Below are 22347 nucleotides of genomic sequence, written 5' to 3' on the forward strand. Positions count from 1 at the left end.
GGCAGGTCAATCCATCATGTCTACAATACTAGAGCAGAGTATCGGTTCAGATGCGGTGTTATTTACGGGGCGGGATGGTCGCGCGCTAAAGCGCCCTCCCACAACACCACTAATACAGTGGCGGTGTTGCAGGAGGCGTTAAGGTTTAGGCTTTTAGGACGTAACGCAGGGTTTCGACGACTTGATCGGTGGTGGTGCACCAGGCTTGGGCTTGGGCATCGACTTCTTTTAGCGGGTGAACAATATCTTCGCTGTGCAGGGTGATGTAGGGCTTGGCGAGTGCGGCGCAGTAGCCTGCATCAAACGCGGCGTTCCACTGTTTGTACTTGTCGCCGAAGCGCACAACTACCAGATCTGCTTGCTCAATCATGGTGCGGGTGCGGATGGCGTTGACCTTGGAGGACTGATGGTCGCGCCAGAAGCCATTTTCCGGCTTGCCCAGGTGATCGCCTGCGGCGTCACTGGCGTCGTGATCGGTGACCGGGGCGGTGAAGACGATATCCAGGCCCGCTGCATCAGCGCCGCGCTGAATCTCTTCGCGCCAATCGGTGTGGATTTCGCCAGAAAGATAGACGTAAAAGCTCATAGTCGCTCCTGATAACTTGGTTATTTAATAGGCAGGATTATTTTATGGAAAAATATTCCATATTGATACCTGGGTTTATTTTTCCGGCTTTTTGGCGAGCAGGTAAATATCCATAATCCAGCCGTGGGTGTCGCGTAGTTCCGCGCGGCGTTGGATGATTTGGTCGCTGACCTCGCTTAGCCAGCCTTTGATTAAGCACTGTTTATCCATGCCCAGGTAGGCGCCCCACCAGATATAGGTGTCGTCAAACGGCAGCGTGGTAAACGCCCCGCCGCTATCCAGCATCACCGCTACCGTGGCGGCATCGTTCGGCCAGCCGCGCTCGCGTAGGCGGCGGCCGGTGGTGATTTGTACTGGCTCTGCAAGCGCGTTGAGGGGAATTTTATGTTCAGCGGTAAGCACCTGCAGGCTGGTGATGCCAGGCACGACCTCTACATCTACCTGCTTACCCGCAGCGCTTAGCCGCTGGCTAATACGCAGGCTGCTGTCGTAAAGCGAGGGGTCGCCCCACACCAGCATGCCGACCCGCCCGCCATTGGGAAGATGTTCATCCATCAACTGCGCCCAAACGCTGGCAATCGCAGCGTGCCAGTCGTCTACCGCGCTAAGGTAGTCATTACGGCTATCACGGCTGGGAAGATCGAACTCGACGATTTTGGTGGTCACCGGTTCTTCTAACAGGCGTTCGCAGAGTAAGCGGCGTAGATCGATTAGATCCGACTTGGCCTCGCCCTTGCGGGGCAGCAGGATCAGGTCGGCGCTATTGAGGGCGCGCACGGCGGCCAGGGTGACGTGATCAAGGTTGCCGGTGCCGATGCCTATCAGCGATAGCGTGATCATAAGTCGCTCTCTTGGTCTTGGCTTGCCGTGGCAAAAGGCGAATCCGCCGACTGAGGGCGAAAGCGGCGGTCGTAGCCTACGGCATAGAGGCTGCTTTCCTGGAAGTCTTCGCTCTCCAGTACCGGCCCCACCAGAATTAGCGCGGTTCGCTGCATGGTGTCATCGATCAGCGCTTCTATGCTGGCTAGCCGCCCACGTACCACCCGCTCGTCGGGCCAGCTTGCCCGCCACACAATCGCGACCGGGCACTGCGCGCCGTAGTAAGGCGTCAGGCTTTCGACTACCTGGGAAAGGTTATGGATGGAGAGGTGGATAGCCAGCGTTGCCCCAGTGCGGGCGAAATTGGCAAGCATCTCGTTACTGGGCATGGCGCTGGCACGACCCGGCGTGCGGGTGAGCACCACCGACTGAGCCACGCCGGGCAGAGTTAACTCCTGACCTAAGGTTGCCGCCGCTGCCGCAAAGGATGGCACGCCTGGAGTAATGCTGTAGGGGATATTCAGCTCGCGCAGGCGACGAAGTTGCTCGCCCATGGCCGACCATACCGAGAGATCCCCCGAATGCAGTCTGGCGACATCCTGGCCTTCGGCGTGGGCGCGGCTGATTTCCTGCATAATCTCATCCAGCGAGAGCGGCGCGGTATTGATCACCATTGCCCCCGCCGGGCAGTGTTCCAGAATCTGCTCCGGCACTAAAGAGCCCGCATACAGGCACACCGGGCAGGCGGCGATTAAATCCCGCCCGCGTAGAGTAAGCAGATCCGGCGCGCCGGGGCCTGCGCCAATGAAATGTACGGTCATTAACTAATTCCTAGGCTTTGTACGAAAAGTCGGCGAGCGAAGACTAGACAAGGCAAAAATCAACGAAAAAACGGAGTTTACGTGGTGTAAATGAGTATTTTGAGGCGATTTTTAACGCCGTATTGTCGAGCACAGGCAGTTTTCGTGCAAAGCCTAACGCCAGTGCGGCGGTAGCCTGTCGATCCGCTGAAATGATCCTGGGCCCCACTAATCTCGCATTCGGGCCTGCTGCTAGCAGCGCCACGGCCTCGGCAACGCTGCCTGTGCCGCGCGCCTGCAAACTGTGTGTTGAATGGGTAAGCGTTGCCACTGTTGATAGCTCGGCATCTGCTACGGCAATGACTTCGATATTACGCAGTCGGCCTAGCTCTTCTACCAACGGCAACATAGAACGTGCCGCCGCCAGCCGGTTGATAAGGCCGTACTTATAGACAGCACCGTACTTGTAGACAGAGCCGTACTGGTCGATCAGTTGATCCAGCGCTTGGCCGAGCGATTTAATCGTGGCTTCGCGGCGAAAACCAAACCCTGCAATTCTCAATACCGATGGCTTCATCTAACGCCCCGCCACTGAACAATCGGATAGATGGCTTTCCAGCCCCGCCGTGTGCCGATGGGGGCTGCGTTGGCAAGCTCTAAACGCAGCAGTTCGCCGCCTACCTGCTGGTGCCAGTGCGCCAGCAGCGCTTCGGATTCCAGAGTGACGGCATTGGCGACGATACGCACGCCCTTGGGCAGGCGCTGCCATAAGTCGTCTAACAGCGCTTGAGATAACCCGCCGCCGATAAATACCGCATCGGGTAGCGGCGTATCGTTGAGTACGTCAGCCGCGCGGCCCTGTTTTACTTCTAGCCAGTCAACGCCAAGGCTGTTTGCATTGCTGCGTGCTCGTACTGCCCGTTCAGCGTTTTGCTCAAAGCCCACCGCCTGATTATCCGTATGCGCGAGCAGCCACTCAATGGCAACGGAGCCTGAGCCGGTGCCGATATCCCACAGCCGCTCGCCGGGCATGGGGGCAAGGGCCGCCAGGGTGATGGCGCGAATGGTCTGTTTGGTAATCTGGCCGTCGTGGTCAAAAAAATGATCCGGCAGGCCGGGCGTCAGCGGCAAGGCGGGGCCGTTACCGGCAACTTCCAGCGCTACCGCCACCGGATGGGCAATGTCGTCGGGCAAGCTGGCGTCGATACGACAATGGCGAATGCGTTCGTTATCGCCGCCCAAAGATTCCAGCAGCGTTAGCTGGGTATCGCCAAAGCCAAGGCTAGTTACCAGCGCCGCCAGCTCGGTCACCGCCGCGCCGTCTCTTACCAACACCAGCAAGCGTCTACCGGCATGCAGGTAGGGCCGAATACGGGTTAGCGGCTTGGCGTGTAAACCCAGGCAAACACAACGCTCCAATGGCCAGCCCAAACGTGCAGCCGCCAAGCTAAAAGAGGAAGGGGCTGGCAGTGCCTGCCACTCGTTTACGCTGAGATGCTGCGCTAATGAGGTACCCGCCCCAAACCAGAACGGGTCGTTGGAGACCAGCATCACCACCCGGCGGCCACGCTGGTTTAGCAGCTTTGTAATGCCATCAGCAAAGGGCACTGGCCACTCAATCACCTCAGCGTTTAGCGGCGGTAAAAGGCGCAGGTGACGGCGTGCGCCGAACACTACCTCGGCACTTTCCAATGCCTGTCGGCTTGCCGCTGTCAGCCCCTGTGTGCCACCCTCTCCCCAGCCTAAAAGGGTAAGCCAGGGAGCGTTGTTAACCTCAGCCATGATCAAAATCCTAATTCTCGGCGGAACCAGCGAGGCCAGCGCCCTGGCCAGCGCTGTTGCCAAGCGTGGCATTCCCGCCATTTTTAGCTATGCAGGGCGCGTTAACACGCCTAAACCCCAGCCACTGCCGACCCGCATTGGCGGCTTTGGTGGCGTTAATGGGCTGGTCACGTTTTTAGCCCAGGAGCGCATTACCCATATTGTTGATGCCACCCACCCGTTTGCCGCACAGATGAGCAGCAACGTGTTAGCCGCGGCGGCGCAGTGCGGTGTAAAGACCACCGCTTTTACCCGGCCTGCCTGGCAGCCTGTTACCGGCGACCAATGGCAAAGCGTGGCAAGTATTGATGAGGCCCTTAACGCCTTGGCTGGCCCGCCCCAACGGGTGCTGCTCGCGATTGGGCGAATGCACCTTAGCGCCTTTGCCGCTCAGCCTCAGCACCATTATGTGCTGCGTTTAGTTGACCCGCCAACCAGCCCGTTGCCACTGCCGGATGTCAGCACTGTGATTGATAGAGGCCCGTTTACGCTGGAAGGCGATCTCGCCCTGCTGGAAAATCAGCGCATCCAGCGCATCGTGTGTAAAAACGCTGGCGGCGAAGGTGCGTCGTCGAAACTCAGCGCGGCAAGAAGGCTCGGCCTACCCATTGTGATGATAGAACGGCCGGCACTGCCGCCACGCCACGAAGTTCATCGTATCGATGACGTGTTTAGCTGGCTTAGTGACCACTATTAATCATCACAGCGTTTAATCAGCCGAACGCGGCGTATAAACCAGCGGCACGCCACTGCGTTCAATCAAGCGGGTTTGCTGGGAACCAACGATGACCAGCGTGCGCATATCAGCCATATCCGTCGTTGCTTGCCCTAATGTGGTAACGCGAATTGCTTCTTCGGGGGTCGAAACCGCGCGGGCGAAGATTATCAATCGATCCGGCCCACAGGCTTCCCGCAGTACCTCTAGCGTTCGTTCAAACCCCGCTGGCCGTGCCTTGGAGCGCGGGTTGTAAAACGCCATGGCGAAGTCGGCCTCGGCAGCCAAGCGCAGGCGCTTCTCAATCAGCGCCCAGGGTTTGAGGTTGTCGGATAGATTAATGCAGCAGAAGTCGTGCCCCAGCGGTGCGCCGACGCTTGCGCTGGCGGCCAGCATGGCAGAAATACCCGGCAGTACCTGAATATCCAGCGTGCGCCACTGGGCATCCCCCGCTTCCAAGGCTTCGAATACCGCAGCGGCCATGGCAAATACGCCAGGGTCGCCAGAGGAGACAACCACTACCCGGTGGCCCTCAAGCGCCAGCTGTAGCGCCTGCTCCGCCCGGCGAATCTCTTCGCGGTTATCTGAGCCATGGCGGACTAACCCAGCCCTGGGAGCCACGCGATTAACGTAGGGCACATAGCCGACCACATCGGTGGCTTCGAGTAGCGCAGCCGAAACCTCCGGGGTAATCATGGCATCGGCACCCGGCCCGAGGCCGACGATTTTCAGCCAACCGCTCATGGCCGCCTCCCGTTGCCATGAATCAGCACAATCGAGAAGTAAGGCACGCTTTCGCCAACCTCGCTCAGCAGCAGCACGCGCTGCTGGGTCATGGCGGCGTACTCGATCAACCACGCCTCGCCTTCACGGCCAGCATGCGCCAGCGCTCGGCGTAGTTTGGCCAGGTTGCGGCCAATTTTCATCACCACCAGTGCATCGGTTTGGGCGATGCGCTCGGCCAACGTCTCTTCCGGCAGCGTGGCCATCAGCACCGTCATGATGTCATCACCCCAGGTAATTGGCTGCGCGGTAGCCGTCCAGGCCGCCGACATACCGGTAATCCCCGGCACTACCGAGACCGGCACGCGGTTCAGCAGCCGCGTGTAGAGGTGCATAAAGGAGCCGTAGAAGAACGGGTCGCCTTCGCAAAGCACCACGACATCGCACCCGGCCTCTGCCATCTCGATCAGTTGGGCCACGCTGCGTTCGTAAAAAGCCGACAGCAGTTCATTGTAGCGAGGGTCGTCAAAAGGAATTTCCGTGGTAACCGGATACTCCATGGGCAGCTCGGTTGCACCAGGGGCGATCAGTCCTTCCACTATGGTACGCGCATGCCCGCTGCGGCCCTGCTTGCGAAAATAGGCCACATGGCTGGCACCACGAATCAAGCGGTCGGCACGCACGCTCATTAGGTCTTGGCTGCCGGGCCCTAAGCCAACCCCGTAAATGGTTCCTTGGGTCATTCGATACGATCCGCCATGGCGTTGATGGCCGCTACCGTGACGGCGCTACCACCCAGGCGGCCACGCACGATACAGCTGGGCAGCGCGGGGTTAGCCAACAGCGCTTCTTTGGATTCCGCCGCGCCAACAAAGCCGACCGGGCAGCCAATAATGGCCGCCGGGCGCGGGCAGTCTGGGTCTTCGAGCATATTAAGCAGATGAAACAGCGCGGTGGGCGCATTGCCAATGGCGACCACGGCACCTTCCAGGTGCGGCCGCCACAGTTCCAGCGCTGCCGCTGAACGGGTATTGGCCATTTCCTGGGCAAGGCCTGGAGTGCGCTCATCGTTAAGGGTGCAGATGATGTCGTTATTAGCGGGCAGCCGTTTGCGGGTAATGCCTTCGGAGACCATCCGTGCATCGCAAAGAATCGGTGCGCCCTGCTCTAACGCTGAACGCGCTCGATTGACCACGTCATTCTGAAAATGGATATGCGCCGCCAGCTCCACCAGCCCAGCGGCGTGAATCATGCGTACCGCAACCGTTTCTTCTTCCGCTGAAAAGCGATCAAGCTCAGCTTCATTGCGAATAATCGCAAACGACTGCCGGTAAATCGCCGGTCCGTGTGTTTCATAAACGTGAGGCACCCAAACTCTCCAAATAGTGTAAAACGTCAGATTCACAAAGGCCGGTGGCCTTCGGTGCGCTATCGGCGCGACCGTTAACAATCACGTCAAAGCGCCCTTCGCGGCCGGTTAGGCACAGCGCTGCTGGCCGTTGGCGGGCGCAGCCTTTGGCGCACCCAGATATGTGTACGGTTGTTTCCACCCAGCCACTTAGCCGTTCGGCAAGCGGCTGGGTGGCAACACTCGCCTGTTCGCAGTATGGCGCACCGGGGCAGGCATCCATCGCTAACCGCGGGTCGCTATTATGACGGATTAAGCCATCAACCGCGGGTAGTGTATCGCAATCCTTCAACAATAAGCGCCGCCAGGGCGTGAACTGCACAGCACTGATATTTGTTAGAGAACCATTTGCCGGAGAGACAGTCTCGCGCAGCGTATTAGCCGCCACCCGGCCAAAAGGCAGCCCCACCACCATACCGTTGCTATGTTTGCCCAGCGCCAGCTTCTCGCCAGGGGATGCGGGGGCAGTATCAGCGGCCGCCCAGTCAGGCAGCGGTGCTATGTGCCGCCGCATGCGCCCAGAGTCCCAGCCGCCGCTGTCCACAAACCAATGGGTCAGGCGTATTAACTGCTCAACGGCGGCTTCGGGCTCGTTCACCGCCGTGCCACATTCATAGCCATCGGCGCGCACTATCAAACCGCCGTCCACCGAGCGCTCAATACGAAAATCAGCGGCGCTATCGCACAGCACCGGCGCTTTTCCTGTATCAATCGCAATACCGATCTTGCCGGGCATAGGCGCTAATTCGCTGCCCCGCACTTGCAACAGGCGGGCAATGGTATGAGTGTCATCGCCCTCTTGCCAAGCGGATGCCAGCATCAGCTGTGGCTGGCGTTCTGCTTGCGGGTCGTCGCTCACCAACTGATGCTCAATCAGAAACGCCATCAGCGGCGGCCAGCTGGCCTCGGTCACTCCCCGTAGTTGAATATTGGCCCGACTGGTTAGCTCGATCAAACCGCTGCCGAAGGTCTCGGCGGCTTCACACAGTGCCACTACCTGCTGCCGTGAAAGCTGGCCCAGCGGTGGGCGTACACGTACCAACAGGCCATCGCCGGTGGCCATAGGCCGCCACGCGCCGGGGCACCAACCTTTAATGCGCGGGCTGGTGGTCATAATTCCCCGTCTCTTTGGCTTCATCCATTTCCAGCAGCAGGTCTTGTAGCGCCTGGCCGTGTTCGCCGGGGGCTTGCCACATGCCTCGCTGGGCGGCTTCGAGTAAGCGTTCCGCCATCTCTTCTAAGGCTGCGGGGTTGTGCTCACGCAGAAACTGCTGATTAGCAGCGTCGAGCACCAAGGCATCACTCACCTGGGCGTACTGGTAGTCGGCGACTAGATCGGTGGTGGCATCGTAAGCAAACAGATAGTCCACCGTGGCAGCCATTTCAAAGGCGCCTTTATAGCCATGTTCACGCATGGCATTGATCCACTTGGGATTCAACACGCGCGAGCGGATCACCCGCGCCAGTTCCTCTTTCAAGGTACGAATCTTGGGCACCGCGGGATTGGCGTGGTCGGCGTGATAAATGGTCGGTGCTTTTCCGCTTAGCGAGCGCGAGGCGCTGGCCATACCGCCCTGAAAAGCGTAATAGCTGTTGGAATCAAGAATATCGTGCTCGCGGTTATCCTGGTTCTGCATCACCGCATCCAGCCCCTGGAGCTGCTGTTCAAACGCCGCCCGCGCGGCAGTGCCGGAAGCCTTAAACTGGCCGTAGGCGTAGGCACCTGTATCCATATAGGCCTCGGCTAAATCGTCGGCGCTGTCCCAAGAGCGGTTTTCAATCAGCCGGTTTAAGCCCGCACCATATTCGCCGGGCTTGCTGCCGAAGATACGGTAGCTTGCCTCTTGGGCGGCCATCTCTGGGCTTAGCCCTTGGTCTTCCAGTACTTGCTGGCGAGCAAGCACCGCCTCGCGGATGGTGTTGCTGTTACCCGGCTCTTCATAACTAGCCACCGCTTGCACGGCGGCGTCAAACAGGCGGATCACATTGGGGAAAGCATCGCGGAAGAACCCGGAGACCCGCAGCGTGACATCAACCCTTGGGCGATTGAGCAGCATCGAGGGGATCACTTCGAAATCACTCACCCGCTGGGAGCCCAGCGACCATTTAGGGCGCACGCCCATCAGCGCGAAGGCCTGGGCGATATCATCGCCGCCGGTGCGCATGGTGGCGGTACCCCAAATCGAAAGCCCCAAACGGCGCGGATAGTCGCCGTTATCCTGCAGGTAGCGCTCGACAAACGCCTGGGCGGATTTTTCCCCCAGCGTCCAGGCGGCTGGCGATGGAATTGAACGGTTATCGACGCTGAAAAAGTTACGCCCGGTGGGCAGCGTATCCAGCCGCCCTCGGCTGGGCGCGCCGCTAGGCCCAGCGGGAACAAAGATACCTTCTAGGCCGTCGAGCAGCGACTGAATCTCCATTTTCACACCACGCTGCATAGCGACCCATAGCTGGTCGCGGGCATAGCGCAGCTGCTCCGCCGTGTTGGGGTAATCTTGGGCCAGTTCCTCCAGGCAACCAGGGGCTAATACGTAGTCGGCCACCCAGCGCTCGGCCAGCAGTTCAAGGCGCTCGCGGGTATCCGCGCCGGTGCGCCAAGGGGTATCCAGCAGCTCCCTTAGAACAACGGGTTTAGGCTCCTGCCAAGGTTCGTTGCCAGCGGCTAGCGGATCAAAATCCAACCCTAAATCACTCGCTAGATTGTGCAGCAGGCCGCGGCTGGCCACCGCTTCACCACGGGGTAGCCGTAGCAGCGCCACCAGCGTTCCCGCCCGCTTCTCTTCAGGCGGCAGCGTGCCGAGTATGTGCAAGCCATGACGAATCTGCGACTCTTTGATATCGCACAGAAAGGTATCCAGCTCGTTGAGAATGTCGGCGTCATCAGTACTGTTTTCACAACCGTCGACGGCGTGCGCCAGTTCCTGATCGATACCGGTATCACGCAGGTGAGCGAGAATCTGGCTGCGAATCAGCGCTTCCCGGCGCGGGTCCATATCCAGCGCTTGATAATACTCATCACATAGCGCTTCAAGCTCGGCCATAGCGCCGTAGAGTTCGGCCCGCGCTAGCGGCGGCATCAGGTGGTCGATAATCACCGCCTGACTGCGGCGCTTGGCCTGGGCACCCTCGCCGGGATCATTCACAATAAACGGATAAAAGTGCGGCAACGGCCCCAGGGCAATATCCGGCCAGCAGTCAGCGCTCAAGGCGATGCTTTTACCCGGCAGCCACTCTAAGTTGCCGTGCTTGCCCACGTGGATGACTGCATCAACTTGATAGTGCTCGCGCAGCCAGTAGTAAAACGCCAGATAGCTGTGGGGTGGCACCAGCTCCATATCGTGATAGGACTGGGTAAGATCGTCGATAAAGTCGCGTTCCGGCTGGATCCCCACAAAGGTCTCGCCTAAGCGAATACCGGCGATCATCAAACGCCCCTGGCGGCATTTGGGGTCTTCGTTAGGCGCACCCCAGCGCGTCCATACGGTTTCCTGCAGCTCGCTGGGCAAGGTTTTAAACCAAGCAAGGTAGTCGTCAACGCTGATACTCTGCCAGCAGGCGCGCTGGTCGAGGCTGCCGTGATCGTTGGTCACCGCGCCCTGAAGTTGGCGGATCAACGCATCGCCATTTTCCGGTAGCTCGCTGAGCGGATAACCCGCCTCTTTCAGGGCGCTGAGAATCTGCAGCGTCGATGCGGGGGTATCCAGCCCGACCCCGTTACCGATCCGGCCATCCCGATTGGGGTAGTTGGCCATGATCAGCGCGATGCGCTTCTGCCTATTGGGGGTTAGCCGTAGCGAACAAATGCGCCGCGCCAGCTCGGCGACAAAGGCGGCTCGTTCTGGATGAATCACGTGGTGGGTCACTGCCAGCTGGCAGCGCTGGTTATAGTGGGCTTCGGCTTTAAACCCCACCGCCCTAGTGATAATGCGACCATCCATTTCGGGGAGCACCACCTGCATGGCCACATCGCGGCTATGCAGTCCGGCGGCCATGTCCTGCCAGTCTTCACTGGTGCTGCTGGCAAGTATCGCCTGGAGCACCACGGGTCGCCCCACAAACAGGCTGTCGGGTAGCTTTTCACCCAGAGCATCCAGGCCGTCGGCGTTGCGATTGACCGCAAAGCTGGTGGTATTGATCACCAGCATGGCGCCGGTTTGCTCAATCAGGTGGTTGATAAAATCAATGCATGGCCCCTCTTTCAAGGAGGCCACGGCAACCGCTAGCGGCTCTAGCCCTTTTTCTTTGAGCGCTGCCAGTAGGCCATCTGGCACGGCAGTATTCGCCCCCTGCAAGTGGCTGCGATAAAACAGCAGCAGGCACACCGGCCGCCCGGGTATCTGACGGTCGCGCCACTCGCTAAGGCTTAGCGCCTGCTGGTCTTGCGACGCATAAATCACCGCGGCCGGAATAACTTTCGGCTCCTGCCATGCCAGAGAAAGCGATAAACATTCGCTGGCGATAAAGCGCAGCAACTGCTCGGCGTTATCCACGCCGCCCTCTCTTAAATAGCGCCACACCCGGTAAGCGCCATCAAAGGCGATGGTGGAATCTTCTAATAGGGCATCATCCGGTGCGTCGCAACCCGGCACCAAAATCAGTTGGCGCTCGGGCCTAGCCACCGCCCAAGCGAGCAGGCGTTCATGGCCGTACTGCCAGTAGGCTTTACCGCCCAGCAGTGAAACGATGACCAGTTGAGCCTTTTCCAGCACCCGATCTTCATAGAGATCATAGGCCGCCGGTTTTACCAAATTCATCCAGTTGGCTAGCCGCACCGAGGGGTACGCTTCCCCCAGGCGATCAACCGCCTGGGCCAGCGCCGACAGATTGCTATCAGCGGCGGACAGTATCACGACCTCGGCGGGGCTCTGCTGCAGATCGATAATGCCTTCATCATCGACAAAGCCCCCGGGCTTGGCGGCAAATAAGTGCATTAGGTGGCCGTCTGAACCTCTGCCTCAGTTAGCGCTTCACGTAGCGCGGCGCTATCCAGCGATTTGCCAATAATTACCAGCTGGGTCTGGCGCGTCTCGTCCTGGCTCCAAAGCCGATCGAAGTAACCTTCCAAACGCTCGCCAACCGCCTGAATAACCCGGCGCATGGGTTTGCCGGGAATCGCCGCAAAGCCTTTGGCGCGGTAGATCTCATGGCTTTTCAGCAGTTGCTGCAGCTTGCTGGCCAGGGCGTCGCCATCCACTTCACCCAGGGTAATCACGCAGGAATCAAAGTTATCGTGGGCGTGGTCGTGGTGCGCGCCTTCAGCGTGGTGCTTATCGTGATGATTGGTGATGCTGTCAATATGCTCTTCGCTGGCCGCACCAATGCCCATCAGCGCTTCCAACTGGGCGGTGTCGGTGGTCTGGGTCTGATCGATAAACAGCGTTTTTACCGATTCGCTCACCCGCGACTGAATCACCGCTTCAACCTGCGTGCGCTCTTCCGGGCTGAGCAGGTCCGCCTTGCTGACCAGTACCAAATCCGCCGCGCTTAGCTGGTCATCCAGTAGCTCACGCAGGCTGGGGTCGTGATCCAGGCTTTCATCAGCGCGACGCTGGGCTTCGACCTTATCCACATCGCTGGCATAACGGCCGGCAGCTACCGCGGGGCCATCAATCACGGTAATAATCGCGTCGACGGTGCAGTGCTGGCGCACGTCGGGCCAGTTAAACGCCTGTACCAGCGGCTTAGGCAGTGCCAGACCGCTGGTTTCGATCAGAATGTGGTCGATATCATTGCGGCGGGCAACCAGCTTTTTCATCACCGGTAGGAACTCTTCTTCCACGGTGCAGCAGATGCAGCCGTTGGCCAGCTCATAGATGCTGCCATCTTCCCCGTCTAGCTGCCCGCCTTCGCTACCCTCTTCACACCCCAACGCGCAGCTGCGCAAGAGGCTAGAGTCGATATCCTGCTCGCCGAACTCATTCACAATCACGGCGATCCGCTTGCCGGTAACCTGGCGCAGAATATTGGCCAACAGCGTGGTTTTGCCGCTGCCGAGAAAACCGGTGACGACCGTGGCGGGAATCTTGTTTAACTTCACATTACTGGGTTGCATGGGTAAATGCCTCGCTGTATCGCTGTTCAGCGTGCGCCGGGCTGGCGGAAAAAAGCCTCGCCACAGCGTCAGGATTGTTGGGGAAAAACAGATGTAAATAGGTCGCCGTTAAGCGATTCTGACGGTAAATCGCCTCCCCCGGTGCGGGGTGGCGCTGGCGACGGCCATGAGCAATCGGCTCGGGGGTGCCTTCGGCCATAGAGCGGTGGTGGGCATGGCCGCGAACCGGGCCTTCCGGCAGTTCAGCCGTTTGCATCCCCTGGCAGCCACGCCGACCGCGCATCGCCCCCTGCCCAGGCAGCAAGCCGAGCATGGGATGGGTGATATCGTCGTAGTCAGTCAGGGTTTCCAGGCAGTACAGCAGGCCGCCACACTCAGCCAGAATGGGCTTGTCGGCGCTATAGAAAGCCTCAATGGCCGAACGCATGGCGCTGTTACCGGCCAGTTGCTGGGCATGAAGTTCCGGGTAGCCTCCCGGCAGCCACAGCGCATCGCATTCGGGCAGACAGCTATCCGTCAGCGGCGAGAAGAAACGCAGCGTTGCGCCCATCTGCTCCAGCAGGTCGAGATTGGCCTGATAGATAAAGCTGAAGGCGGCATCACGGGCTACGCCAATGGTGCGGCCTTTAAGTACCGGCTTAACGGCCGCAAGCTGCTCTTGCGGAGCGGCAAAGGTCACCGGTGGCAGTGCTGCAAGCGCTTCCAGCAGCCCAGCCGCTTCCAGTGCCTTGGCACCCGCTTCAAAGCGTGCCTCTAAATCCTCGCGAATCTCCGCAGCTTGCACCAGCCCAAGATGGCGTTCGGGGAGCGCTAAATCAGGGTCTCGTGGCACAGCGGCCAGCAAAGGAATCGTCGCCGGCAGCGCCCCTTCGATCAGCTCGCGATGGCGCTGCGAGCCGCAGGCATTGGCAATAAGCCCGGCGATATGGATATCATCCCGAAAGTTGGCAAGCCCTGATACCAGCGCGGCTGCGGTCTGCGCCATACCTTTTACATCCATGACAATTGCCATGGGAATAGCAAATAAGGCCGCCAGGTCGGCGCTTGAAGGCTCACCATCAAACAGCCCCATGGCTCCTTCGACCAGAATCAAATCCGCTTCACAGGCGGCGTCATAAAAACGCTGGCGGCAGTAGGCTTCGCCTGCCATCCATAAATCTAACTGATCTACCGGTTGACCTGAGGCCTGAGCCAATATCTGCGGGTCCAGATAATCAGGGCCGGTTTTAAACACCCGCACCACCTTGCCCTGATTACGTAGCAGCCGCGCCAAGCCCGCCGTGACGGTAGTTTTACCCTGGCCAGAAGCCGGGGCAGCGATAAACAGCGCGGGGCAGCGAGCGGTTAGCATACTCATTAATACTCGATCCCCGCCTGAGCTTTGACACCGCCGCGAAACGCGTGGCGCTCATCTTGAACAACGCTGATGGTATCGGCGATTTCCTGCAGCGGCGTGGCCATGGTGCGCCCAGTAATGATCACGTTCTGGTGCGCCGGGCGGCGTTGCAAGGCTTCTACCACCGGCTCGGGGTCGAGATAGCCGTACTTGAACATGTAGCTCATCTCATCCAGCACGATCATATGATAAGCGGGGTTCTCCAGCAGTCCTTTAGCGACTGCCCAGGCGGCTTGGGCGGCTTCGATATCCCGCTCGCGATTCTGGGTTTCCCAGGTAAAGCCGTGGCCCATGATGTGCCAATCAAGCTTGGGATGATCGCGAAAGAACAGGTATTCGCCGGTTTCGCGGCGGCCTTTAATAAACTGAATGACCGCGCACTGCTGACCGTGCCCTAGTGAACGCGCCATGGTGCCAAAAGCCGAACTGCTTTTTCCCTTGCCGTTGCCTTTAAGCAGAATCAGCACGCCACGCTCTTCGGTGGCACGGCTAATACGCTCATCGACCACGTCTTTTTTGCGCTGCATGCGGTTTAAATGGCTAGCGTCACTCATGGGCTTTCCCCAGGTTGATGTGCAAAAACAGAATGTGCAAAAGCAGAATGTGCCAAAGAGGGTTTACCAAACGAGGCTGGCCAATAACGGGCGCCTAATTGCTGGGCGATGCGTACGCCCTGCCCGCGTTTAACTCTCGATTGCTCGGTATCGATCAGCAGGCAATCACCTAGCGGAGCGAGATCGTCAACCGATTCCCGTGTGCGGCCATCGGTAATCAAATAAGTACGTACCTGTAAGCCAGGCTCGCGGCGCTGCCACTGTTGAATTAGCCGTTTGGCTTCCACAATCGCTTCCCGCAGCGGCGTGCCACCGCCGCCCTTGGCATGATCAAGCGTGCCCCGCGCGTTTTTGGGAGCACGTCGACGTGACAGTAGCGACACCACGCCACCATTACCAAACCCAAGCACCGCGACTTGCTCCCGCGCAGCATAAGCTTGGGCGACCAGCGACTCCACCAGCCCTTTGGCTTGGCCTAACAGGCGCTGCCCCAAGGTGGAGCCAGAGGTATCCAGTAGCACCAGGTGCGCTATCGCCTGCCCTGCGCGAGACTTGCGCATTTTCAATTGCTGCCAAGGCCACTGGCCACGGTTGGCGATCAGCGTCGCGAACCCGTCTAGCCGCGAGGTTTCCGCCAGAGAACGCCCTCGACCGGAGACACTTCCCTTGCCTGAGCTAGCCGCTGTATCGGCGCGTTGCACACGCGGGGAAAAGGTATTGCTCTCGGGCAGGTTAACCGCTGGCTGGTTAATGGACGCCTGTGCCATGGGCGGCATAGCGCCCCATTGACCCTGCTCACCATTTTGATGGGATGATCCGCCGGTGGGCGCGTTATTAGCTGACGACGATCCGCCCTCCCCATTTGAAGGCGTTTGATTAGGCGGGGAGGACGGCGGATATTGCTCTGGCGGCTGGGTTCGACGATGTGCCAGCACCCAGGGCGCCACCGTATCGATATCTACTTGGCTGACGCTTTCCGCCCCCCGCCAGGCTGCATGAGCCTGAGCTGCTCGATGCCAGGTAACGTCTGCCCGCAGCCCTTCAACGCCTGCGGCTTCGCAGCGTGCAGCAACGGTCTCATACACCCAGCCTTCGCAAGTCACTGATGCTAGTGCCTGTTGGGCATGGTGAATCTGCTGAGTCAGCGCTGCCTGCTCTACCGCAAACTGTTGTATGTAAGCCTCAGGGTCGCGGTCGAAGGCTTCGCGCTGCTGAACAATAGCAATGCGCTGTTTAACGCTGACGCGGTCAGCCTGTTCAATACAGAGCCCAAAACGGTCGAGCAGTTGCGGACGCAGCTCGCCCTCATCAGGGTTCATGGTGCCAATCAAACTAAAACGCGCCGAGTGTGAGTGGCTGATGCCATCACGCTCAACGATATTGACCCCGCTAGCGGCCACGTCTAGCAGCAGGTCAACCAGTATATCCGGCAGCAGATTAACTTCATCGACATACATCACCCCGCCATGGGCTTTGGCGAGGAGCCCTTCATGAAAAGTGGCTTGCTGCTCGGCTAGCACCTTTTGCAAATCAAGACTTCCCACGAGCCGGTCTTCGCTGGCACCGAGGGGTAAGGTGACAAAGGGTGGCTTTTTGCCATTGGTGTCGTTAGGCAAAACCGCCGCCAGTGCCCGCGCCAGGGTGGATTTCGCACTGCCCCGAGGGCCGCTGATCAGCACACCGCCAATGCGCGGATTAATCGCATTCAGCAGCAAGGCGGTTTTCAGCGCTTCCTGGCCGACAACACCTACAAAGGGAAAGTCACTCAACCGAACCTCCCATGCAGAGCATCCCCGAAGCTTGAACTTGATTCATGATGACTTGGTAAGTAATGATAAAACCATTCATAAGGAAGCGATGAAATAAAACGTTGCAGTATAGAGGAAGGCGCGGCTTTGAAGCCAGCTTAGTGCCAAGCATTCCCTAGAAGACAGTCCCTATTAGTACACGGTAAGACAGGCCTAATTTCGACACTAGGCCAAATTGATATGACATTTAAGAATACCAAGCCACAGAAGATTTGGTTTGTCTTATCGTAATGAAAAAAATGGATTTAATGTCAAATTTAGCCGAAAGATCGGGCTTTTTGTTGTTCTACCTTTACCCGCCACCTAGAATAGCTGCCGTCGGTGTTCCTCACGGAACTTAATAGAGAATCCGCTGCGGCTTAGCCGCGAAACGGAACTGCCCCCGCAACTGTAGGCGGTTAGCGATGCTCAATGAGCCACTGGACGTATTGTCTGGGAAGGCGAGCTAGCCATGACCCGTCAGTCAGGAGACCTGCCGACCATGTTAATTAATCGAGCGAGACAGTTCGGCCAGATATTTTTTCTGGCTGTACGCATCGCTCATCATGCACGGGAGTGTACATGATGTTGAGATTGACCACGGCGGTGGCTGCCAGTGTTGTAAGCCTTGGGCAGACGGCTCACGCCGCTACCGATTACCCCCTCACGCTCACCAGTTGCGGACACGAGATTACTCTAGAACAAACGCCAGAAAGCGTAGTGAGTATTGGCCAAGCCCCCACAGAAATGCTCTACCTACTGGGTCTTGCCGATAACGTCGCTGGCACCGCCCTATGGATAAGCCCGGTACTGGAAGAGTTTAGCGAGATAGATGCCGACGTTAAGCGGCTTTCAGACAACGCCCCCAGCTATGAAAGTGTTATCGCCCAACAGCCTGATTTAGTGGTCTCAGCCTATGAATGGATGATCGGCCCCGCGGGCATGGTAGGCACTACCGACATGTTTGATGACGCGGGTGTCCCTGTCTGGACCCTACCCACCGACTGCGTAGGTAAACAAAATAGCCAAAGCATCGATGGCACCCGCACCGCCCTTTTCGATACCGAAACGCTCTACGAGAGCATTGCCACGCTAGCGTATATCTTTGACGTCACCGAACGCGGTGAAGAGGTCATCGCTGACCTTCGTACACGTGAAGCAGCTTCCGTGGCGAAGGCCGAACAACTCGATTTACCCGATGACCTTAGCGGTGTCTTCTGGTACTCCTCTGCCGATCTCAGCATTGACCCTTATGTAGCAGGCATCAACAGCGTACCGGGCTGGATGATGTCTACGCTGGGTATTCGCAATGTAGTGACCTCTGAGGAAGAATGGCCCACCGTTGGCTGGGAAACCATCGTCCGCAGCAACCCTACCTTTATTGTTGCGGCCAAAATGGAGCGACGCCGGTTTCCAGCCGACGATATTGCGCTTAAACGCGAATTCCTCTTCACCGACCCCGTCACCAGTATCACTGAAGCCGTGGAGAATGATCGCATCATTGAAATTGATGCCCACGCAATGGATCCATCAGTTCGCTCAATCTTTGCGCTGGAAACCCTTGCCGACAAGCTAGCTGACTTCAACCTGTCAGAATGATACGTGCTGCTGCGCACCAGTCACCTCGACGCTCGGATTGTTCCTGGCTCCTTGGGTGATGCGCCGCTAATTACGCCTCAACGGGTCTAATTATAATGAAGTTACTACTAAGAACTGGCTTACTACTTCGCTTTTTAACACTCAGCCTTTTAACGACTGGCTTTTTACCGCTAGCCGCGTTGGCCGAGACACACTCTCCTCAAATCCATACTGTCGAGATGCTTCACCGCAACGATAGTGGCCCACTGCCTTTTTCACCTAGCTATCTGGTTATCCAACCGGGGGATAGCGTGAAGTTTCTGGCCACTAACGCAGGGCATAATGCGGCCACAATTGCAGGAATGGTGCCGGAAGGTGGAGAAGCCTTCGTCGGCAATATTAACGAGGAAATAGAGGTAACGCTGAACGAAGAAGGCATCTGGGGCATCAAGTGTTCACCGCACTACACCATGGGCATGGTGATGCTGATCCAGGTGGGAGGTACCGCCGCCACCGAAAGCGACCTACCCGACAACCTCCCGCCAGCCGCACGACAACGCTTTTTAGATATTTTGTCTAAAAACGGCTGATACAGGAAAGTGCTCTTCGTTTAGATTAATAAAATGATATAACATTGCAAATTATTAAAATTTATCTTTTGTAGGATTCCGAAATGAAGCATGTATGTTACTCACTGATAGCCGCATCGCTGCTGCCCGCCTCATTCGCACTGGCCAGTGACACTACTTACCCAGTGAACTTGACCAACTGCGGCGTAGAGATAAGTGTGGCGTCGCCACCCGAGCAAACGGTAACGGTGGGTCAATCGGCCACAGAGATCCTTTACTCACTAGGGCTCGCTGATAGCGTGGTTGGTACCTCAGTCTGGTTTAATCCGGTCTTGCCGCAATTTACTGAGGTCAATGAACAGATCGAGCGGATCGCCAACGATGACCCCAGCTTCGAAGCCGTGGTCAACAAGCGCCCGGACTTAGTTGCGGTGCAATACGAGTGGCACGTGGGGCCTACCGGGAGCGTGGCCAGCCGAGATCAGTTCCATGAACTAGGTATCGCCACCTACATCATGCCCGCCGATTGCGACACCAAGGATAACTCTACCGGTGGCGATGGTACCCGCACCGCCGCTTTCTCGACGGAATCGATCTATAAAGGAATCACCGAGCTAGCCGAAATCTACGATGTTCAAGACGCTGGTGAAGCCCTGGTGGCAGACCTGAACGCCCGTGAAGAACACGCTATCAACCTAGCAAGCAGCCTTGATTTGCCGGAAGACCTGTCGGCAGTATTTTGGTTTTCATCAACGGATCTGGGGGTTAGCCCTTTCGTTGCCGGCCAACTGGGCGCACCGGGCTATATGATGGACAAACTGGGCATTCGCAATGTCATTGAGTCTGATGAAGAGTGGCCCACCGTTGGCTGGGAAAGCATCGCCAAGGCTGACCCCGATGTGATTGTTATCGCCGCCATGGATCGTCGCCGTTTTCCTGCTGACGACATCGAAGCAAAGCGTGAGTTTCTGCACAATGACCCGGTTACCAGCGAAATGACGGCGGTTAGAAATAACCGCATCGTAGAGATGGACGCCCATGCCATGAGTGCCACTATGCGCAGCATTTACGGCCTTGAGTCACTAGCCGAGGCGCTATCGACGATGTCTTTCAACTGATATGGCTTTTTACGAATGAGCATAGCGCTATCACGGCCCATAACTAAGCGCTTCGGGTTGCGCTGGCTTTGGGTGACGCCTCTTGTGCTGGTGGCCGCACTCATCGCGGGCACCGCCATCGGCGAGACATCTATTCCCGTTGATACGATACTCAAAGTGCTCGCCAATCAACTACTTGGCGCGGACTATCCAGTTGACCGAATCGACGAGGGTATTATCTGGAACTACCGCCTCAGTCGCGCCGTCGTTGCCGCTTGCTGTGGCACCAGCTTGGCGTTGGCGGGAGTGGTATTGCAGGCCCTGCTGCGTAATCCACTAGCCGACCCCTATTTAATGGGCATTTCTGCTGGAGCATCTACGGGTGCCGTTGCGGTGGCAGTTGCTGGGTTAGGCGCTGGCATGCTGTCGTTATCGTTGGGTGCCTTCGCTGGTGCCCTCCTCGCCTTTGGCATCGTAGTGATGCTCGCCCATGCGGCCAACAGCGGTGTTGGTGGTGGGCGTGGTGTTCAGGCAGCAGGAGCAATTATTCTGGCGGGGATTGCAGGTTCGCAGCTGTTTAATGCACTGACAGCTTTTATCATTACCAAGTCAGCAAGTGCTGAACAGGCGCGGGGCATTATGTTTTGGCTGATGGGCAATCTCTCCGGAGTGCGCTGGGCTGATGCTACCCTAGCGGTGCCTGCCGCGCTGTTCGGGCTAGTGGTTTGCCTATGGCACCGCCGCTCCTTGGATGCGTTTACCTTCGGGGCTGACAGCGCCGCGTCTATGGGCATTGCAGTGCGCCCGGTGCGCGGCATGCTGATTATCGCAATGGCGCTGGTTACTGCGGTAATGGTTTCCATCGTAGGAGCGATTGGCTTTGTTGGCTTAGTGATTCCCCATGCGATGCGCTTTATTGTCGGCAGCCAACACACGCGATTGATACCCGCCTCCGCGATTGCTGGCGCAGTATTTTTAATCGGTTCAGATATTCTTTCGCGCACTCTAGTGTCTGGTCAGGTGCTTCCCATCGGGGTGATTACATCACTGATCGGCGCGCCCGCTTTTGCGCTTATTCTTGTCCGTGGCAAGAGGCATTAATGCAATTATCCGCAGAACAACTCACCTGGGCGATACATGGCACGCCACTGGTCATTGACGTCAACCTCACAGTCGAGCCCGGTCAGACCTTTGGTCTGGTGGGGCCCAACGGCTCGGGAAAAACGTCCCTGCTGCGTCTGCTGGCCGGTTTGAACAAACCAAAGACAGGCCAGGTGCGGATTGATAACCAGCCTTTGCACGCCCTCAAACAACGGACTATCGCTCAATCTATTGCCTTGGTTGAGCAACAGGCTGACACCACCGATAGAATTACCGTGCGCCAAGTGGTCGCGCTGGGTCGCACGCCTTTTCTTTCCGCCTTACGCGCCTGGTCAATTGAAGATGATGCCATCGTGGCTAAAGCGCTGATAGATGTTGATATGGCGCATATGGCAGATCGGCTTTGGCATACACTTTCTGGCGGTGAGCGCCAGCGCGTGCATATTGCTCGGGCATTGGCCCAACAGCCTAAGATCCTGCTGCTGGATGAACCCACCAACCATCTGGATATTCGCCACCAGCTGTCGATTCTTGAACTGGTCAGGCAACTGCCGATTACGGTGATTATTTCCCTGCACGATCTTAACCAAGCCATGGAGTGCGACCGCATTGGCGTTATGGATAGCGGCCGCCTGATCGATAGTGGCCCACCCCACGACGTGCTCACCGCCAGTAGGCTACAACAGACCTTTGGTGTGCATGCCCATGTGATCGATGACCCTGTCGATGGCAAGCAGGTCATGCGTTTTCGCAATGCTGTTTAGAAACGTTAGCAAAGGGTCAATGACTTGGGGTAAATGACATGGATAAATGGCATGAGGTAAAAGCCAAGTAAAAGGCGGCGATACCCCAGGGTATAGTGAGGCGTTTTCTTGGTTAAGATATTGGGGCCCAAATGAGTACTAACCACCCACCAAATGCGCATCTTGCTAAATGGGAAAATGCTAAAAACCCTGTGGTGTCGATGTTTAAAGAGTACCCTGCGGGCCATCACATCCCTCCCCATCAACACCAGCGTGGACAGTTAATCTATGCCAGTACAGGTACGATGAGACTGTGTACCCGCGATGAATACTGGTTATTACCTCCGTTTCGTGGCGTATGGATGCCTCCTTATGTAGAACATGAAATGCGCGCCAGCACAGCGGTTTGTTTGCGGACGTTATATGTCAATGTCGAATCGTTCACCTTAAACCTGCCTAATCATCCAGTAGGAATAGGCGTCACTGCCCTTTTACGCGAGCTGCTGATCAGGGCCTCTGATCTTGCCCAGTAACGATGGACATCTCAAGAATGTAATACACTGCAGTGAGGTGGACCATGGCAAGATCGACGACATCA

The 22347-nt window shown here is 57.7% G+C and carries 21 protein-coding genes and 1 riboswitch; of the genes, 7 read left to right on the forward strand and 14 right to left on the reverse strand.

Annotated elements, in window-relative coordinates; genetic code table 11:
* Positions 1–145: 145 nt before the first annotated feature.
* The 5 genes from INT22_RS04755 to cbiE all read right to left on the reverse strand — a co-directional run bounded on the left by INT22_RS04755 (position 146) and on the right by cbiE (position 3987).
* A complete protein-coding gene (locus tag INT22_RS04755) occupies positions 146–586 on the reverse strand; it encodes a YtoQ family protein (RefSeq protein ID WP_009723617.1) in 441 nt (146 codons plus the stop codon).
* Positions 587–661: 75 nt separating this feature from the next.
* Positions 662–1426: a precorrin-6A synthase (deacetylating) gene (gene cobF, locus INT22_RS04760; protein ID WP_193067782.1), complete on the reverse strand. Its 765-nt coding sequence runs from the start codon at positions 1424–1426 to the stop codon at positions 662–664.
* Entirely contained in the window at positions 1423–2226 is an 804-nt protein-coding gene (gene cobM, locus INT22_RS04765; RefSeq protein ID WP_193067783.1) for a precorrin-4 C(11)-methyltransferase, read from the reverse strand. Before cobM ends, cobF begins: the two co-directional genes overlap by 4 nt.
* 43 nt (positions 2227–2269) lie before the next feature.
* On the reverse strand, positions 2270–2782 hold the full coding sequence (locus INT22_RS04770) for a cobalamin biosynthesis protein (protein ID WP_193067784.1): 513 nt from the start codon (positions 2780–2782) through the stop codon (positions 2270–2272).
* Positions 2779–3987, reverse strand: coding sequence for a precorrin-6y C5,15-methyltransferase (decarboxylating) subunit CbiE (gene cbiE / locus INT22_RS04775; RefSeq protein WP_193067785.1), 1209 nt, complete (start codon positions 3985–3987; stop codon positions 2779–2781). The genes INT22_RS04770 and cbiE overlap by 4 nt, the downstream gene beginning before the upstream one ends.
* Here cbiE and INT22_RS04780 point away from each other — a divergent pair.
* Positions 3986–4723 carry a cobalt-precorrin-6A reductase gene (locus tag INT22_RS04780; protein WP_193067786.1) on the forward strand — a complete coding sequence of 246 codons (738 nt, stop codon included), beginning with the start codon at positions 3986–3988 and terminating at the stop codon, positions 4721–4723. The genes cbiE and INT22_RS04780 overlap by 2 nt on opposite strands.
* A 12-nt stretch (positions 4724–4735) precedes the next feature.
* Here INT22_RS04780 and cobJ read toward each other — a convergent pair whose 3' ends face one another.
* From cobJ to INT22_RS04825, 9 genes are read right to left on the reverse strand one after another with little or no spacing between them, the layout of a single operon-like run.
* Entirely contained in the window at positions 4736–5485 is a 750-nt protein-coding gene (gene cobJ / locus INT22_RS04785) for a precorrin-3B C(17)-methyltransferase (protein ID WP_193067787.1), read from the reverse strand.
* On the reverse strand, positions 5482–6207 hold the full coding sequence (gene cobI, locus INT22_RS04790) for a precorrin-2 C(20)-methyltransferase (RefSeq protein ID WP_193067788.1): 726 nt from the start codon (positions 6205–6207) through the stop codon (positions 5482–5484). The genes cobJ and cobI overlap by 4 nt, the downstream gene beginning before the upstream one ends.
* The gene (locus INT22_RS04795) at positions 6204–6833 is read right to left on the reverse strand and encodes a precorrin-8X methylmutase (RefSeq protein WP_009723625.1); all 630 of its coding nucleotides are present in this window, start codon (positions 6831–6833) and stop codon (positions 6204–6206) included. The genes cobI and INT22_RS04795 overlap by 4 nt, the downstream gene beginning before the upstream one ends.
* Entirely contained in the window at positions 6817–7986 is a 1170-nt protein-coding gene (locus INT22_RS04800) for a cobalamin biosynthesis protein CobG (RefSeq protein WP_193067789.1), read from the reverse strand. Before INT22_RS04800 ends, INT22_RS04795 begins: the two co-directional genes overlap by 17 nt.
* Positions 7964–11803, reverse strand: coding sequence for a cobaltochelatase subunit CobN (gene cobN / locus INT22_RS04805; RefSeq protein WP_193067790.1), 3840 nt, complete (start codon positions 11801–11803; stop codon positions 7964–7966). The genes INT22_RS04800 and cobN overlap by 23 nt, the downstream gene beginning before the upstream one ends.
* Positions 11803–12909 (reverse strand): cobalamin biosynthesis protein CobW, encoded by a 1107-nt coding sequence (gene cobW, locus INT22_RS04810; protein WP_193067795.1) that lies wholly within the window; start codon positions 12907–12909, stop codon positions 11803–11805. Before cobW ends, cobN begins: the two co-directional genes overlap by 1 nt.
* A 1-nt stretch (position 12910) precedes the next feature.
* The gene (locus INT22_RS04815) at positions 12911–14281 is read right to left on the reverse strand and encodes a cobyrinate a,c-diamide synthase (protein WP_193067791.1); all 1371 of its coding nucleotides are present in this window, start codon (positions 14279–14281) and stop codon (positions 12911–12913) included.
* Entirely contained in the window at positions 14281–14874 is a 594-nt protein-coding gene (gene cobO, locus INT22_RS04820; protein ID WP_038483381.1) for a cob(I)yrinic acid a,c-diamide adenosyltransferase, read from the reverse strand. The genes INT22_RS04815 and cobO overlap by 1 nt, the downstream gene beginning before the upstream one ends.
* Entirely contained in the window at positions 14871–16643 is a 1773-nt protein-coding gene (locus INT22_RS04825; RefSeq protein WP_193067792.1) for an AAA family ATPase, read from the reverse strand. The genes cobO and INT22_RS04825 overlap by 4 nt, the downstream gene beginning before the upstream one ends.
* Positions 16644–16984: 341 nt before the next feature.
* A riboswitch (cobalamin riboswitch) is annotated at positions 16985–17176 on the forward strand.
* Between the two features lie 67 nt (positions 17177–17243).
* Here INT22_RS04825 and INT22_RS04830 point away from each other — a divergent pair.
* The 6 genes from INT22_RS04830 (at position 17244) to INT22_RS04855 (ending at position 22282) form a co-directional block, all read left to right on the forward strand.
* Positions 17244–18260 (forward strand): ABC transporter substrate-binding protein, encoded by a 1017-nt coding sequence (locus INT22_RS04830; protein ID WP_226912414.1) that lies wholly within the window; start codon positions 17244–17246, stop codon positions 18258–18260.
* A gap of 95 nt (positions 18261–18355) precedes the next feature.
* Complete coding sequence (locus INT22_RS04835) at positions 18356–18829, forward strand: pseudoazurin (protein ID WP_193060272.1); 474 nt, start codon at positions 18356–18358, stop codon at positions 18827–18829.
* Between the two features lie 83 nt (positions 18830–18912).
* Complete coding sequence (locus INT22_RS04840; RefSeq protein ID WP_193060271.1) at positions 18913–19926, forward strand: ABC transporter substrate-binding protein; 1014 nt, start codon at positions 18913–18915, stop codon at positions 19924–19926.
* Between the two features lie 15 nt (positions 19927–19941).
* Entirely contained in the window at positions 19942–21006 is a 1065-nt protein-coding gene (locus tag INT22_RS04845) for a FecCD family ABC transporter permease (protein WP_193067793.1), read from the forward strand.
* The gene (locus INT22_RS04850) at positions 21006–21770 is read left to right on the forward strand and encodes an ABC transporter ATP-binding protein (protein WP_193060269.1); all 765 of its coding nucleotides are present in this window, start codon (positions 21006–21008) and stop codon (positions 21768–21770) included. Before INT22_RS04845 ends, INT22_RS04850 begins: the two co-directional genes overlap by 1 nt.
* A 131-nt stretch (positions 21771–21901) precedes the next feature.
* The gene (locus tag INT22_RS04855; RefSeq protein WP_193067794.1) at positions 21902–22282 is read left to right on the forward strand and encodes an AraC family ligand binding domain-containing protein; all 381 of its coding nucleotides are present in this window, start codon (positions 21902–21904) and stop codon (positions 22280–22282) included.
* Positions 22283–22347: the final 65 nt, after the last annotated feature.

The sequence above is a fragment of the Halomonas sp. 3D7M genome (assembly GCF_014897885.1).
In the GTDB taxonomy this organism is placed as follows: domain Bacteria; phylum Pseudomonadota; class Gammaproteobacteria; order Pseudomonadales; family Halomonadaceae; genus Vreelandella.